The sequence below is a fragment of the uncultured Intestinimonas sp. genome, assembly GCF_944387245.1.
Lineage (GTDB): Bacteria > Bacillota > Clostridia > Oscillospirales > Oscillospiraceae > Intestinimonas.
The window spans coordinates 1-14014 of record NZ_CALXEE010000063.1 but is presented as its reverse complement, the minus strand read 5'-3'; the positions used below and the strand labels follow the sequence as shown (position 1 = coordinate 14014).

Sequence of the window (14014 nt, the reverse complement as noted above, 5' to 3'; positions counted from 1 at the left end):
ATCCGGAATATCCCTTCTATTATACTTCCGTCAGTGCCGCGGGGCGTCCATGATCTGCTTGCAGGCGTATACCACCTGGGTGGTGACCATGGAGTCATATTTGGCACGATAAAGGCTCATCATGGGGGTAAAGGCGCCCTCCGAAAGGACCACATATTTGGCCGGCAGCCGGGAGAGGGCCAGCGCCTGAGCGTCGGCCAGGCAGCGGGGACAGTCACACAGGTGAAAGAGTGTGACATAGCGCTCCAGAGTCTCCTCTACCAGCGGCAGCATCACGTTGATGAACCGGGCGCCGTCAGGCAGGGAGCGGTAATAGGGGAGCGACTGGCTGCTGGTGGCCACAGCAGCGGGCTCGGGGGACGGAGCAGGCGTCTCCTCCTGCGCGATGGGGGACGCTTCGGGCACTGCCTCCTCCTGTACAGCAGGCACCTCCACGGCAGACGATTCCGCCACAGTGGCTGTGTCATGAAGGGGATCAGGCCCGCCGTCTGCCTCTTCAGGCTGCGGTGGAACAGCGGGGGGGGACGAAGAAGCCTCTTCCTGGGCCAGTTCCTCCTGAAGGGCGTCCTCTAATGCGCTGTGGATGGTCTCCGCCAGGGCTTCGTTGTTGGTGCGTGCCACCTCCAGAATGGGAGGGGACAAATGACGTTCCGCCACAGGCGCCGCCGCTTCCGGGGCAGCCGGAGCATCGGATGCGGATGGGGCGCTGGTAGCAGCAGGCTCGGAGGTCGACTCGGTAAGCAGGCTGAGTACGTGATCGGTTTTGCTGCTGCGGGGGTTCTTTTTTCCGGCCATGGTCACACCTCCCTGCTGCCATCAGAAGGAGTAGAGACGGGCCCCATGATCTCAGCGCACAGAGCGAAGAAATCCAGCGCCGGTTTGGAGCGGGGGGCATAGTCCACCACGCTGATGCCGTGGGCAGGCGCCTCAGCAGCGGAGACGCTGGAGTGGATCTTGCTCTCAAAGACCTTGGTGTCCAGCTGGGCGGCAATCTGCTCGGCCAGCTCCAGCATCTCCCGGCTCAGGTTGAGCCGGGGGTTGAAGCGGTTGAGGAGGATACCAAGCACCTTCAGCCGGGAGTTGTAGTAGCTGCGGACGCTTCCGATGGTCTCCTTGATCTGGGAAACGCCCAACAGGCTCAGCACCTCCGGGGCCATGGGGATAATGAGGCTGTCCGCCGCCACGTAGGCGTTTACCGTGAGGATATTCAGCGCGGGAGGCGTGTCGATGATGATGTAATCATAACGATCCTGCACCTTGGAGAGGGCGGTCTTGAGCAGAAACTCACGGCCCGGCTTATTGAACTCCAGCTCGGCGGCGGAGAGGAGAATATTGGAGGGAAGAAGGTCACAGGTCTCTGTGTTGGCGATGATGTCTTGGGGCTCTGCAGCGCCGCGGAAGACGTCATAGACGGTCTGGCAGTGCTCGATATCCAGACCCAGGCTGAAGCCCAGGCTGCCCTGAGGATCCAGATCAACGCCCAGGACCCGGACGCCCTGCTGGTGCAGGCAGGAGAGGAGAGCGGCGGCAACGGTAGTCTTCCCCACGCCGCCCTTCTGATTGGTAATGGCTGTAATAATAGCGGGCATACCCTGATTTCTCCTTTCCAATGGGAATGTGCCGGCGGAAAAACGCCCGATAAAAAAGCGGCGACGGCACTTATTTTCCGGCAATGCCAGACGATATAAGATATAGAAAAGCAAAGGCTTTACAGGAATATGAACCTATTCTACCCAAAACCTGTTTATTTGTCAATCAAGGCCTCAACCGGTCGCCAGTGATAAAGGAGTGGAAGCACGATGGCATCGATCTCCAGTCTGATGGGGAGCAGTTCCTCTAGCAGCAGCATTTATGGAAGCAGAAACAGCAATATTATTTCCGGCCTGGCCAGTGGTCTGGATACGGAGACCCTGATTGAGGGCATGGTCCAGAGCTATCAGCAGAAGATCCTCGGCCTGCAGCAGGACCGTACCAAGCTACAGTGGCAGCAGGAGGCCTATCAGAGCATTTCTGATAAGCTGGTAGAGTTCTCCCGCAAATACACCTCCTATACCTCCACCACCAACCTGATGAGTAATTCCTTCTTCAATAATGCGGTCATCACCTCCACCAAAGGCAAATATGCCGACATGGTGAGCGCTACCGGCAAGAGCAGCAGTGACATTTCCATTCTGGGCGTGTCGCAGCTGGCGTCCGCCGCCCGTTATCAGACCACGGCGGTAAACCTGGGATCAGACGGCTTTACGGCCAAGGGCTCCAGTGTGGATCTGAGCGAAAAGATGATGATCAACAATATGACGGGTACGCTGAGCATCAGCTACAATGGTAATGAGGAGATTTCCATCAAGCTGGAGGAGACCGATGATTTGTTCAATGACGACGGATCGCTGAGCATGGACAAATTTGAAAAGGTCTTGAAGGAAAAGTTGGCGGACCAGCAGCTGACTGATAAGAATGGTGACAAGGTCAGTGCGTCGGAGCTCATTTCCATAGAGGTAAGTACAAAAGGTGGTGTTGCCCTGAAGGCTACGGGCAATGCGATTGAGGGCGCTAGTGTCAATATCAGCGGCGCCAGCGGAGACTTTGCTGGTGTTGTCCAGGAGCTGGACAGCGTGATTGACAAATCTGGCAGCTTCCTGATTGATATGGACAAGGCGAAGGCCACCATCGACGGCACCAAAGCCGATTATCTCTCCGGAAAGACTTTGTCTGTTACTTTGAATGGCCAGACAAAGACCATCACCCTGGATGTGCAGAAGGATGATGGAGAGGGCAACGAAGCGGTGGCCAAGGCATTGCAGCGCGGCATCGATGATGCCTTTGGTGCAAACCGCGTCAAAGTCGGGTTGGATGACGGCGCGTTTACCTTTACAACGAAGGAGAGCGGCAGCAACTTCTCCATCAAATCGTCCTCTGCCGGCGTGAGTAAAATGATATTTGGTGAGGGGAACAGCACCCTGACCAACTATCTGGACACCTCCAAAACGCTGGGGAGCCTGGGAACCTTTGCGGTCGATGCCAATGATCCTACGAAGGCCACCCTTACCTTTAATGGGGTCATAGTGGAGGGAACCGCCACTGCCGTTCCGGAAAGTGACCGCATCAAGAAAGAGGAAGACGGCGTCACATATTATACGGACAAGCAGGGCAATAAGCTGGATGAGGAGGGCTATCGGATCAACAGCGACGGCGAGCGGCTGTATGACTTCACGCTGACGATCAACGGTGAGTCGCTGACCTTTAACCAGGATACCGCTCTGGAGACGGTGATGAACTCCATCAACTCCAACGCCAATATGGGGGTCAATGTCAGCTACTCCAAGCTGACCAACCAGTTTGTCTTTACCGCCAAAAATACCGGCGCGGCGGAGAAGATCGAGATGGACGATGCTATGGCAAAGGCCCTGTTCGGGGACCCCAGCGTATCTGGATATACGCAGGGCAAGGATGCCGTTTTTATCGCAACGGTAAATGGAGGTCAGGCGCAGACCTTCACACGCAGCAGCAACTCGGTGGATCTGGATGGCTTGAAGGTCACATTGAATGGCACATTCAATGTAGACGGAGACGGCAAGCTCATCGATGAAAATGAGGCAGTCACCTTCTCCACCAAGACCGACACGGACACCATTGTGGACGCCATCAAGCAGATGGTGGAGGACTACAACGCCATGGTGACGGAGGTCAAGAAGGCCTACTCCGATACGCCGCTGAAAAAGACGGATGGCTCCCGGTATGAGCCCCTCACTTCCGATGATGAGGAAGGCATGTCTGAGAGCGAGATCAAGGCCTATGAGGAAAAGGCTAAGACCGGTATTCTGTTTATGGACAGCGATTTGTCCTCTCTGTACAACTCTTTGCGCAGTGCCGTTGTGCCCGGCGGCAGCGACGGGTCTTACCTGCGCTCCATCGGCATCCAGACCAGCTATGAAGACGGCCTGACCACCATCAGCCTGGATGAGACCGCCCTGCGTGAGGCGCTGGAGAACGACTTGGACGGGGTCCGGGATGCCTTTACCAAGAGTAAGGAGAACGGTTCTGCCACCGACGGCCTGATGACCTCCATCCAGAAGGTGACTGACAAGTATGCTGCCACCACCGGCGCGGTGAAGGGTATCCTCATTGAGAAGGCGGGTTCCCAGTATTCTCCTACTGCGGCTCTGGATAACACCATGCTCAACAAGATAGCGGACATCGACGAGGAGATCGAAAAATGGCAGGACAAGATGTCCGACAAGGTGGATTATTACACCAATAAGTTTACCCAGCTGGAGATGCTCATCAATCAGATGAACTCTCAGAGTTCCGCTCTGGCCGGCCTGACCGGCGGTAGCTATTAAGCCTGAGCGTAGAGAAAGGACGACTGAGTTATGGATATGCGAGGGTATCAGCGTTATCGGGAAGAGTCGCTGAATACCATGACCCAGGGGGAGTTGTTGCTGCTACTCTATGATGAGCTGGTCAAGCGGTTGAAGCTGGCAGGGCTGGAGCTGGACCGGGAGCGATATGAGGGGTTCGAGGCAGCGGTGGACCGGTCTGTGGAGATCATTCGCTATCTGTCCCAAACCCTGGATCGTAAATACCCTATCAGCGCCAATCTGGACCGATTGTATGACTACTTCTGCTATGAACTCAGCCGGGTCAAGGCCGGGCGGAACAAGACAGAGCTGGATCGGGTCACCGGTATGGTTGCGGAGCTGCGGGACAGCTTCCGACAGGCGGACAGAAACAGCGCGGCAGTCTGAAGAGGACGAGTGGGATGGACGAAAAGGTCATCGCAGCGGCCGTTGCCACGGAGCGGAAACGCTATACTGTCCTCACTGAGGTCATGGAGATAACTGAGGAATTGAGCGACGCCTTTCAGCGGCAGGACCAGGTGTCTGTGCGACTATTTTTGAGCATGCGCCAGGAGCCGATCAATCAGCTCAGAGAGTATCAGGCCATTCAGCGCAAACGGTGCGCTGCTCTTCCTGATGAGGAGAGCGAGGTCCTGTGGAAGGTCCTGACAGGTGAGGGCAGCGGGGATGGTTCGGAGCAGCTCAAAGCCCTAGAGAAGCTGGCCGGACAGAACCGGAACCTGCTGGAGCGAGTCCAGGAGGCAGATCGGCAGATCAGCATGAAACTGGGCGGGAAAAAGTCCTACTACACCCAACGGAAAGAGCGAGGATAGGAGAGGGTATTCTGTACCCATGAAAATTCCCCTGCCGGCGGGGCGCGCCGGCAGGGGAATCGTGCGTTATGACTGCTGTGATATGGTGTCCACTGTGGAAATACACCATAGCGGAGCGCCTGAGCTGCGGGTGGCCGAGAGCTCGTCGATGATGAGCTGGGGGTCCCAGGCAGTGAGACTGCGTTCCCGGCTGTTTGGGTCGGCCACCAGTATCTTCCCTTCCAGAGTGAGTCCCCGGAGGAGGATGAAGTGCCCGCTGGAAGTGAAGTGTCCCCGGGTCATCAGGGCCACAAAGATCTGTCCGGAGGCCAGGGCCTGGGAGAGCGCGTCTGCCGTCAGATCGGTCCAGGGTGCGGCCTTCAGCCCATAGGCAGACGCCGCGGCCTGGATCAGGCTGTTATAAGAGCCGCTGCCCGGTGCACAGTAGCCGGATTCATAGGCCCACTGGGCCATGGTGGACGGGTCCACTGTTTGGCCGGTGAGACTGGAGACCACCATGGCCATGGCGGTGGGGCCGCAGCCATATCCGCCGATGTTGTCCGGCCCGTAGGGTGCGGAGGCCCAGGGCTCCTCACCCTGGTTGAAGTAGACGATTTCCACGTTGCCGCCGGTGAGGACTTCATGGCCGTCTCGCTGAACAAACTCTGTGATGGCGGGGTCCTCCATGGGCTGGGTATTCTCCAGGGCCGGATCGCCGGCCAGCTGCTCCTCGGGGGCCTCCTCCCGCTCAGCGGGAGTGGGGATGTGCTGTATGGCGGACTCCAGGAGGGCGGAGCCAGCGGAACGAATCCGCTCTGCGGCAGCGACTACCGGCGCTGTGATACGCTGGAAGAGGTCCGGTGCGGCGAAACGGCATACCAGCAGTTCCGCGCTGGCGACGCACACCAGGGCTAAGCACACCACCAGGAAGATTTTTTTGCCGGGACCTTTTTTGGAGGACAAGGGAAACACCTCGGAACTTCAGACTGTATTTGAAGATTATAACAGAAGTTTTGACGGTTGTATACAGAAAGAGAGGCGCCATATGCCGGAGATACGCCTGGAGAAGATCACAAAATTTTATAAACAGGAGAGACGGCAAGTGGCGGCGATCCGGGACGTGGACCTCACCGTCAAACAGGGAGAGTTTCTCTTTGTGACGGGGAGCAGCGGCGCAGGAAAGTCTACGCTGCTGCGTCTCATCACGGGAGACCTCCAGCCCAGCCGCGGCAGTGTGTATCTGGATGGGGCCAGCCGCACCCTTTTCTCCCGGCGGTTCCGGGAGCGGATGATGTTCGGCTATGTGCCTCAGATTTCCCAGCTGATGCGGCGGCGGACCATACGGGAGAATCTGGCCGCCATCGCCATGATGAAAGGCGGCCGGAAGCATGGGCCTGTGGAAGAGCGAGTCCAGAAGGCGCTCAGCATGGTGGGGCTCCCCGGAGTGGAGAACCGATATCCGGTGGAGCTGTCCCAAGGGGAGTGCCGCCGGGTGGAACTGGCCCGGGCCATGATCAACAGCCCGGCGGTGCTGGTGCTGGATGAGCTGACCGCCAACCAGGATGAGGATACCATCTGGGATCTCTTCCACCTGTTGGAGGAGCTTAACCATCGGGGGACTACCATCATCATGGCCACCCACGCCAAGCCCTTTGTCAACATGCTGCGCAAGCGGGTGGTGACCCTGGTGGACGGACAGGTCTTTGCCGACGTGGAGAAGGGGCGGTACGGCGACGTGGTGGGCCGCTCAGCAGCCCACCCGGAAGGAACGGAACGATAGAGAAAGGCGGGAAGGACATGTCAGAGACGAAGACGCCCGGCGGGGTCCAGACGGAGGAGCTGATCTACGCTCTGGATGTGGGGACCAGGAGCGTCATCGGCATGGTGGGCCGGGCCGAAAACGGTCGGGTCCGGGTGCTGGCGGTGGAGAAGCAGCCCCACCCCAGGCGGGCCATGCTGGACGGCCAGATTGAGGACATCGCCCAGGTGGCTCAGGTGGTGGAGCAGGTGACCCGCCGGCTGGAGGAGCGTATGGGTCTGAAGCTGGAGCGGGCCTGTGTAGCGGCGGCCGGCCGTGCGTTGCGCACCGAGCAGGGTCACGGCGCGCTGGAGCTGCCTGAGACCGGAAAGCTGGGAGAGGAGCAGCTGGGCCAGCTGGAGGCGGCGGCAGTGGCCGATGCCGAGCAGCACCTCCGTGAGGGGGAGGACCAGGAGCAGCGGCTCTTCCTGGTGGGCTATACCGTTACCCGGTTCCTGTTGGACGGTTACCCCATGACCAGTCTTTTGGGGCACACAGGGCGGAACATCGAGGCCGACGTGGTGGCTACCTTCCTGCCCGGCGAGGTGGTGGACAGCCTGTACGCCGTGCTGCGGGAGGCCGGACTGGAGGTGGCCAGCCTGACGCTGGAGCCCATTGCCGCCCTCAACGCCGCCATCCCCGCCGAGCTGCGACTGCTGAACCTGGCCCTGGTGGACATCGGCGCTGGTACCTCCGACATCGCCATCTGCCGGGAGGGCAGTGTGGTGGGCTACACCATGGCCACCGTGGCGGGGGATGAGATCACCGAAGCCCTCATGCGGACCTATCTGGTGGACTACCACACCGCCGAGGAGATGAAGGCGGCCCTGGGCCGGAGCGAGACCATCACCTTTACCGACATCCTGGGCATGGAGCAGACCTGTGGGGCGGAGGAGGTATTGGCCGCCGCCGATAAAGCCGGACAGTCCCTGGTGGACGAGGTGGCTGCCCGGGTGCTGGAGCTCAACGGAGGCGCCCCTTCGGCCCTCTTCCTGGCTGGCGGCGGCAGCAAGCTCTCCTCCCTGCGGGAAAAGATGGCCCAGGCCCTGGGCATGGACCCCAGACGGGTGGCTCTGGCAGGCGCCCACTTCAAGACCAGCGCCTTTTCCGACACGGTGGAGCTGGAAGATCCAGAGTACACCACCCCTCTGGGGATTGCGGTGTCCGCGGGCCTGGGGCTCATCAGTGACAGCTACCGTATCCTCCTCAACGACCGGCCGGCGAAACTCTTCCGGAATGGCCGTCTGACGTTGCTGGATCTGCTGATGATGAACGGCTACGGCTACCGGGACCTGTTGGGCCGGAATGGGAAGAGCGCCGTGCTGGAGGTGGATGGCCGGCGGCTGGTTTTTCATGGCGAGCCATCCCAGCCTGCCGTGCTGGAGGTCAATGGGGCATCCGCCCGGCCCTCCGACGTGATCCACGCCGGAGATAAGATCCGCTTTGCCCCGGCGGTGGCTGGCACCAATCGGAAAGTGCTGGTCCGGGAGGTGCTGGAACGTTTGGGTGCGGACTGCCTCCTGGCTGACGGGGTGCCGCTGGCCCCAGAGGACGAGGTCCCCGCGGGAGTCCGACTGGAGACCGGTACTGCACCGGTGGCCGCAGAGCCGGAGCCTCTGACCGTCAGCGAGCCGGTAAGGCCGGTGGCGGAGGGGTGCCGTCTGACCCTCAACGGCCGCACGCTGCTGCTCCCCCCCAAGCCAGAGGGCGGCCCCTATTATCTCATGGATCTCCTGGAGCGCTCCGGCATTGACTTTGAGCATCTGGACCGGCCGGTCCGCCTGGCGGTCAATGGCCAGGCCGGCGCGTTCCAACAGGTGCTCCGGCCCGGCGATCAGGTGGAGATCCGATATGAATCGTAAAAAGGATGTGGCGGTTTTGAACCGATGGAAAATACGGCTGCCTCTGATCAGCCTTGCGCTGCTGCTGACCCTGAGCGGGTGCGGCGGCGGAGGGGCAGAGATGCCCGAGACCTACGCCGTGGGAGATGACAGCCTGCCCGCCTTGGGCACAGTAGGCGTCCCTGGAGCGGAGGGGACGACCTTTACCACGGAGGAGAGCGAAGAAGGAGAGCCTGTCACCTACGTGTATAGCGGTCTGGTCTCCGGCGGCGCAGAGGCGGAGATTTATGTGGATGCCCTGACGTCGGACGGGACGTGCTCGGTGATCGACGAGTCGGGCGTCATTCAGGACCCGCCGGACTTCACGGCGGAGGAGGGCTCTGTCCTGGTGGGCAAGGACACCCAGGCAGGGGACGGCATCCTACAAGCGGCGCTCCAGTGGACGGCGGACAGCTGCACCGTCACCGTATCGGTGGCGGAGGGACTCCAGGTGACAGAACCCCAGGATGAGCCTACCATTACCGTGACCCAGGCGGTGGACAGTATCGAGTCCATGTCTCCCGCCCGGCTGGGCCTGGAGGGCACCTCCATGGCGGACTATTTGGTCTATCCCCAGGACGGCTATGTGCTGGTGGACGGAGAGGCCTGCTACCAGATGAACGTCTACAACCAAGATCACTCCATCCAGGAGACCTGTATGCTCACCTTGGATGGAAAGACCCTCTATCGCCTGGACCGGGAGACCGGGCAGGTGGAACAGGTGAACGGATAACAAAACGGAGGAGGTCCGGTGGCGGACCTCCTCCGTTTTTTGCGCTTGTCGGGCAATCAGCCCAGCAGAGCGGACAGGTCGATCATGGCCTGGGTCTCCTTTGCACCCAAGTCGGCCAGGATCTGGGTCTGTGCCCGGATAGCAGCCTCATAGACGGCGATCTCCTGGGTAAAGTCGCCGCCGGTCTCCTCGTAGCGGACGAAGAGGCTGCGGGTGGCGGCGTCCACGTCGGCTTTGGTGAAGCCGATGTCGGTGCCCCAGTAGAGGTTGTCCTGGTTGTCCTCGCCCCAGAGCATGTCATCCTGGATGGCGATGACCTCGGGGGAGAAGTACATGGCGTACCACTCCAGCACGTTGTTTACGGTCCAGGCGTACTCGTCCACGGCGGTGGCCACATCGCCGGTCTCCAGGCAGGCGATGATATCCCGGCAGAGCTGGATGTTCTCCTGAGGGGCCTCGTGGGGGACGATGGGCCGCTCGTACATGAGGCCCAGCAGGTTCTTCTGGGCGAACTGGAAGGCGGTGAGGTTCTTGGCAGTCAGCTCTCGGCCCTGGGCCCACAGCTTGGCCATGGCGGCGGTGTCACCCTCAGCCACGGCGGCAGCGTAGTCGTCATTGACCTGCTTGACCTGGTCGGCCATGTCCTGGGCGGCAATGCGGAGCTCTTCCAGAGCGGCCTTGTAGGCCTCCACATCCACGCCGGCCTCCGCCATCAGCGCCTCGTCCATGGAGGAGAGAATGCGGTCATACTGAGCGGTGAAGTCCAGGTAGAGGGCGGGGGTCTGGTCGATGTACATGGCCAGGGCGCCGTAGTACTTCAGGTTGAAGTCCATGACGGCCCCGTTGTAGGTGTCGGGGGTGTCGTACTGGCTGTGGTAGATGTCCACGTAGAAGGGGAATACGGTCTCCATGTCCTTCTGGAGGAGGAAGCCGTTTACCGTGGAGGGCACGCCGGCGGCGTAGTAGGAGAAGTCGTCGGAGTAGGTGTAGGTCTGGTAGCCCTCGGTGAGAACGCCGTCGGGGAAGCAGCCCTCGGGGTCGGGGGAGTAGGGGTACTCGTTGGCAAAGTAGTTCAGCATGGCGTACATCTCGGGGGCGGAGTAGGTGCTGGTGTAGGTGTCGAACTCATAGGCGGGCAGCTCGAAGTTGAGGAAGGCCAGGGTCTTGCCCACCCACTCGGGATGGACGTTGTTGATCATCTCCCAGGCGCCCACGGTCCAGTCGTACTGAGTGTAGGAGGAGCCCCACTCCTCGGCGCCATGGAGGCAGAAAACGATGTCGTTCTCGGGCTGGTAGCCGGAGTCGATCATACCCTTGGCCATGGCCAGCACCAGACCCACGGCGCAGTTGTCGTCCTGGAAGCCGGTGAAGTGGACGTCGTAGTGGCCGCCCACAATGATCTGGTAGTCGGAGGACTTGCCGGGGATGCGGCCCAGGATGTTGTAGGTGGTGCCGTCCTCACTGACCTCGTTGTCCACCACCAGGGTGGCGGTGACGGGGCCGTCGGCCAGCCTGGCCTGGATGGCCTGGGAGTCGGCAAGGCCGATGGACAGGGTGGGGATGGCGGTGGGGCCGCAGATGTCCTGGCAGTTGAGGGCATCGTCGGCCACCTGGGCAAAGCCGCCCACGTTGGCGGCCAGGATGGCGGCGGCGCCCTGGTACTGGGCCTCCAGCATGGGATAGGTGATCCACCAGTTGTTGCGCTGGTCGATGTCGATGAGGACGATCTTGCCCGTCACGTCCAGGCCCTCGTAGTCCCACATGGTGCCGTCGCCCACGTAGACGATCTCGGCGGTGAGGCCCTCGGCGGGGGTGGAGGCGGTGGCGTAGGAGTAGACGGTGTATGCCTCGCCGTCCACGGTGAGGCTGGCGCCGTTGAACTGCCAGCGGTCGCAGTCGGCGGCGGCCTTCTCCACGTCGGTAAGACCGATTTCCTCCATGAGGCCGGCCAGATAGTCGGCGGTGGCGTGCTCGGCGTCGCTGCCGGCGTTCCGGCCGCCCAGCTCGGAGTTGAAGAAGTCGGGGTTGGTGCTCAGCTCCAGGGCCACGTCATAGGCGTAGTCGGCTGAGGCGGCGGAGAGGAAGCTCTCGTAGGCGGCGCCGGGGTCATTGGCGGTGGGGACCTCGCCGGTGGGGGCGGGGGTGGTCTGGGCCGTGGTGCCGCAGGCGGCCAGGCCGGAGACCAGGCCCAGGGTCAGAAGCAGCGCGGTGAGTCGTCTTTTCAATTCTGTGTTCCTCCTCAAAGCATCTCTTTCTATAAACAGTCCTGCCGGGCCGTTTACCGGCTGGGAGGCGCACCGCAAAGAGAAATGAGGACAAAAAAGGCGGTGCGCCGGAAAGCGCACCGCCTGTGAAGGGCGTAGCTCCGCACAGGGAGCCGCCCTAATGTGTCAAGAGGGATACGACGGGCCGGAGAGGGCGCCGGGTATCAGTGCCGTGGTTGGGCCGCCGGGAGGGTGGCTTCCGCACAGGAGCACCGGGTGCAAAGATGACTTTTCCACTCTTATTGACCATTTCACAAGTTGATGCGTTTTCCAACTTATAAAACCTGAGCGTCCATACGCTCAATCAATAAGGCAACAAAAGTTGCCAATCCGTACCCGCGGTACGGTCCCCGGCTCTTCGACGGGTTTTCGGCATTTGACCCGGCCGTCCGTGTAGCCTTGGCTCCCCAGGCAGAGGAGCGGTCAAAATCTTTGATCAGATGACTCCAATCAGAAGCCGCATGAAGCGGCAGGAGGTAGCATACCATTTTTTGCATGAAAATGCAAGTATTTTTTCGCACCAAAATTATGGCGTGATCCGGTCGTCCTCGGTGATGGGCCGCAGCACCCGGCAGGGGTTCCCCGCCGCCACAACGCCGGGGGGGATGTCGTGGGTGACCACGCTGCCCGCCCCGATGACGCTGCCGCTGCCGATGGTGACCCCCTGAAGGACCACCACATTTCCACCCAGCCAAACGTCGTCCCCCAGGGTGATGGGGAGGGCCCGCTCCAGGCCCAGGGCCCGCTGGGCGGCGTTCAGGGGGTGGTTGGCGGTGTAGAGCCCGCAGTTGGGGCCCAGGAAGCAGTTTTTGCCCAGGGTGATGGGGGCTCCGTCCATGAGGTAGACCCCGTGGTTGAGAAAGCTGCCGTCACCAATACGGCAGTTGGCGCCGTAGTCGGCGTAAAAGGGGGAGAGGATGGTAACGTCTTTCCCCAACTCCGGGATCAGAGCCCGGAGAAGCCTGTCCCGCCCCTCGGCGTCCCCCGGCGCCGCGGTGTTGAAGGCGGCGCAGAGCTCCTCTGCTTTCGTACGGGCGGCGAGGAGCTGGGGGTCAAAGTTGGCGTCATACCAGAGGCCAGCGTCCATTTTTTCCTTCTCCGTCATGGGACTGCCTCCTTACAGGTTCATGATGAGGGGCACCAGCACGGGGACGGCGAAGGAGAGGATGACGCCGGAGACGAAGGAGTAGATGGTGATGCGCTCATGGGTGGAGCCCACCACCACGGGGAGCACCGTGTCCATGGCGGCGGCGCCGGGAAGGGCGACGCACTCAATGAAGCCCAAGCGCTTGGCCACAATGGGGATGAGGAGGATGGAGCCCACCTCCCGCATGACGTTGGAGAGGAAGGCCACGGCGGAGAGGGTGGCGGAGTAGGAGGAGAGGAGCATGGGGGCCAGGGAGTACCAGCCGAAGCCGGCGCTGGCGGCCATGGTCTCCTGGGCGCTGAGGGGGAGGAGAAGGCTGCCAAGGGCGGCAAAGGCCAGGGTGCCCACGGCCACGGCCACGGGGATGAGGAGGACCTTGAGGCCGGCGGCCTTGATGTCCCGCCAGACGTTGCCCTGACGGCCCATGTCCACGCCCACCAGGAAGAGAATGAGGCACAGCCCCACGGTGATGAGGGTGCCGCAGTGCTCAGCCAGGGCCTGGGGGATAAAGAGGTAGCCCGCGGCGATACCGCCAAGGACAGCGCCGATGATCCAGCCGGTCATGCCCCCTTCACCTCCTCCTTGGATTCCTCCCGCTGGGAGGCGGTGCGGCCCTGGCTGTCCAGGCCCAGCAGGCGGCGGACCAGGGTGACGGCCAGCAGGGAACCGGCCAGGGCAAAAACGGTAATGACCAGGGCGGAGAGGCCGATCTCACCCAGGGAGGAGATGACCTTGTCGTCGGCGCCGATCTCCACCCCCAGAACGGCGATGAGGGCGATGAGGGCCACGGACTGGAGCCGGCCCAGCCAGGAGAGTTTCCGGGCCCGGACCGATTTGCGGGAGCCCACAAGGACGCCCAGCGCCAGCATCCCGATGTAGAGGAGCAGGCTGAAATCCATATACTGCACAGTGGTGCCTCCTGTTCTTTTGATGGGGCGTCCCATTCCCGAGGGACGCCCACCCATTCCCAAGGAATAAGGTACCAGATATGACGGCCCATTGCAACAGGCAAAAAGCCCTCCGCTCTGAAAGAGCGGAGGGCT

13 protein-coding genes are annotated in these 14014 nt (G+C 61.3%); 6 read left to right on the top strand and 7 right to left on the bottom strand.

Annotation, left to right across the window (positions count from 1 at the left end):
• Positions 1-30 precede the first annotated feature (30 nt).
• Positions 31-795 carry a late competence development ComFB family protein gene (locus tag Q0K15_RS08615; RefSeq protein ID WP_294515289.1) on the bottom strand — a complete coding sequence of 255 codons (765 nt, stop codon included), beginning with the start codon at positions 793-795 and terminating at the stop codon, positions 31-33.
• A 2-nt stretch (positions 796-797) separates the two neighbouring features.
• A complete protein-coding gene (locus Q0K15_RS08610) occupies positions 798-1589 on the bottom strand; it encodes a ParA family protein (protein WP_294515287.1) in 792 nt (263 codons plus the stop codon).
• A 210-nt stretch (positions 1590-1799) separates the two neighbouring features.
• Between Q0K15_RS08610 and fliD the strand changes: the two genes are divergently transcribed.
• The 3 genes from fliD to Q0K15_RS08595 are packed head-to-tail and all read left to right on the top strand — an operon-like array spanning position 1800 to position 5170.
• Positions 1800-4340, top strand: a complete 2541-nt coding sequence (gene fliD, locus Q0K15_RS08605) for a flagellar filament capping protein FliD (RefSeq protein WP_294515285.1) — start codon at positions 1800-1802, stop codon at positions 4338-4340.
• A gap of 30 nt (positions 4341-4370) precedes the next feature.
• On the top strand, positions 4371-4745 hold the full coding sequence (fliS, locus tag Q0K15_RS08600; RefSeq protein ID WP_294515284.1) for a flagellar export chaperone FliS: 375 nt from the start codon (positions 4371-4373) through the stop codon (positions 4743-4745).
• Positions 4746-4759: 14 nt separating this feature from the next.
• The gene (locus tag Q0K15_RS08595; RefSeq protein ID WP_294515283.1) at positions 4760-5170 is read left to right on the top strand and encodes a hypothetical protein; all 411 of its coding nucleotides are present in this window, start codon (positions 4760-4762) and stop codon (positions 5168-5170) included.
• A gap of 66 nt (positions 5171-5236) precedes the next feature.
• Here the strand turns inward: Q0K15_RS08595 and Q0K15_RS08590 are convergent, their stop codons facing one another.
• A complete protein-coding gene (locus Q0K15_RS08590; RefSeq protein ID WP_294515280.1) occupies positions 5237-6112 on the bottom strand; it encodes a C39 family peptidase in 876 nt (291 codons plus the stop codon).
• Positions 6113-6251: 139 nt separating this feature from the next.
• Between Q0K15_RS08590 and Q0K15_RS08585 the strand changes: the two genes are divergently transcribed.
• From Q0K15_RS08585 to Q0K15_RS08575, 3 genes are read left to right on the top strand one after another with little or no spacing between them, the layout of a single operon-like run.
• Positions 6252-6929 (top strand): ATP-binding cassette domain-containing protein, encoded by a 678-nt coding sequence (locus Q0K15_RS08585; protein WP_294515278.1) that lies wholly within the window; start codon positions 6252-6254, stop codon positions 6927-6929.
• A gap of 17 nt (positions 6930-6946) precedes the next feature.
• Complete coding sequence (locus tag Q0K15_RS08580; RefSeq protein WP_294515276.1) at positions 6947-8809, top strand: cell division FtsA domain-containing protein; 1863 nt, start codon at positions 6947-6949, stop codon at positions 8807-8809.
• Entirely contained in the window at positions 8799-9560 is a 762-nt protein-coding gene (locus tag Q0K15_RS08575; protein WP_294515274.1) for a hypothetical protein, read from the top strand. The genes Q0K15_RS08580 and Q0K15_RS08575 overlap by 11 nt, the downstream gene beginning before the upstream one ends.
• Positions 9561-9616: 56 nt before the next feature.
• On the opposite strand, the gene Q0K15_RS08570 is transcribed toward Q0K15_RS08575, so the two are convergent.
• The 4 genes from Q0K15_RS08570 to Q0K15_RS08555 all read right to left on the bottom strand — a co-directional run bounded on the left by Q0K15_RS08570 (position 9617) and on the right by Q0K15_RS08555 (position 13870).
• A complete protein-coding gene (locus Q0K15_RS08570; RefSeq protein ID WP_294515272.1) occupies positions 9617-11785 on the bottom strand; it encodes a M28 family peptidase in 2169 nt (722 codons plus the stop codon).
• A 565-nt stretch (positions 11786-12350) separates the two neighbouring features.
• A complete protein-coding gene (locus Q0K15_RS08565) occupies positions 12351-12929 on the bottom strand; it encodes a sugar O-acetyltransferase (protein ID WP_294515270.1) in 579 nt (192 codons plus the stop codon).
• Between the two features lie 12 nt (positions 12930-12941).
• The gene (locus Q0K15_RS08560; RefSeq protein WP_294515267.1) at positions 12942-13535 is read right to left on the bottom strand and encodes a lysine exporter LysO family protein; all 594 of its coding nucleotides are present in this window, start codon (positions 13533-13535) and stop codon (positions 12942-12944) included.
• Positions 13532-13870, bottom strand: coding sequence for a LysO family transporter (locus Q0K15_RS08555; protein WP_294515292.1), 339 nt, complete (start codon positions 13868-13870; stop codon positions 13532-13534). Before Q0K15_RS08555 ends, Q0K15_RS08560 begins: the two co-directional genes overlap by 4 nt.
• Positions 13871-14014 lie beyond the last annotated feature (144 nt).

What these genes read in the sequence shown, in the direction of transcription:
- Q0K15_RS08615 (WP_294515289.1), bottom strand. Translation starts at nt 795, where the DNA reads ATGGCCGGAAAAAAGAACCCCCGCAGCAGCAAAACCGATCACGTACTC.
- Q0K15_RS08610 (WP_294515287.1), bottom strand. Translation starts at nt 1,589, where the DNA reads ATGCCCGCTATTATTACAGCCATTACCAATCAGAAGGGCGGCGTGGGG.
- fliD (WP_294515285.1), top strand. Translation starts at nt 1,800, where the DNA reads ATGGCATCGATCTCCAGTCTGATGGGGAGCAGTTCCTCTAGCAGCAGC.
- fliS (WP_294515284.1), top strand. Translation starts at nt 4,371, where the DNA reads ATGGATATGCGAGGGTATCAGCGTTATCGGGAAGAGTCGCTGAATACC.
- Q0K15_RS08595 (WP_294515283.1), top strand. Translation starts at nt 4,760, where the DNA reads ATGGACGAAAAGGTCATCGCAGCGGCCGTTGCCACGGAGCGGAAACGC.
- Q0K15_RS08580 (WP_294515276.1), top strand. Translation starts at nt 6,947, where the DNA reads ATGTCAGAGACGAAGACGCCCGGCGGGGTCCAGACGGAGGAGCTGATC.
- Q0K15_RS08575 (WP_294515274.1), top strand. Translation starts at nt 8,799, where the DNA reads ATGAATCGTAAAAAGGATGTGGCGGTTTTGAACCGATGGAAAATACGG.
- Q0K15_RS08565 (WP_294515270.1), bottom strand. Translation starts at nt 12,929, where the DNA reads ATGACGGAGAAGGAAAAAATGGACGCTGGCCTCTGGTATGACGCCAAC.
- Q0K15_RS08560 (WP_294515267.1), bottom strand. Translation starts at nt 13,535, where the DNA reads ATGACCGGCTGGATCATCGGCGCTGTCCTTGGCGGTATCGCCGCGGGC.
- Q0K15_RS08555 (WP_294515292.1), bottom strand. Translation starts at nt 13,870, where the DNA reads ATGGATTTCAGCCTGCTCCTCTACATCGGGATGCTGGCGCTGGGCGTC.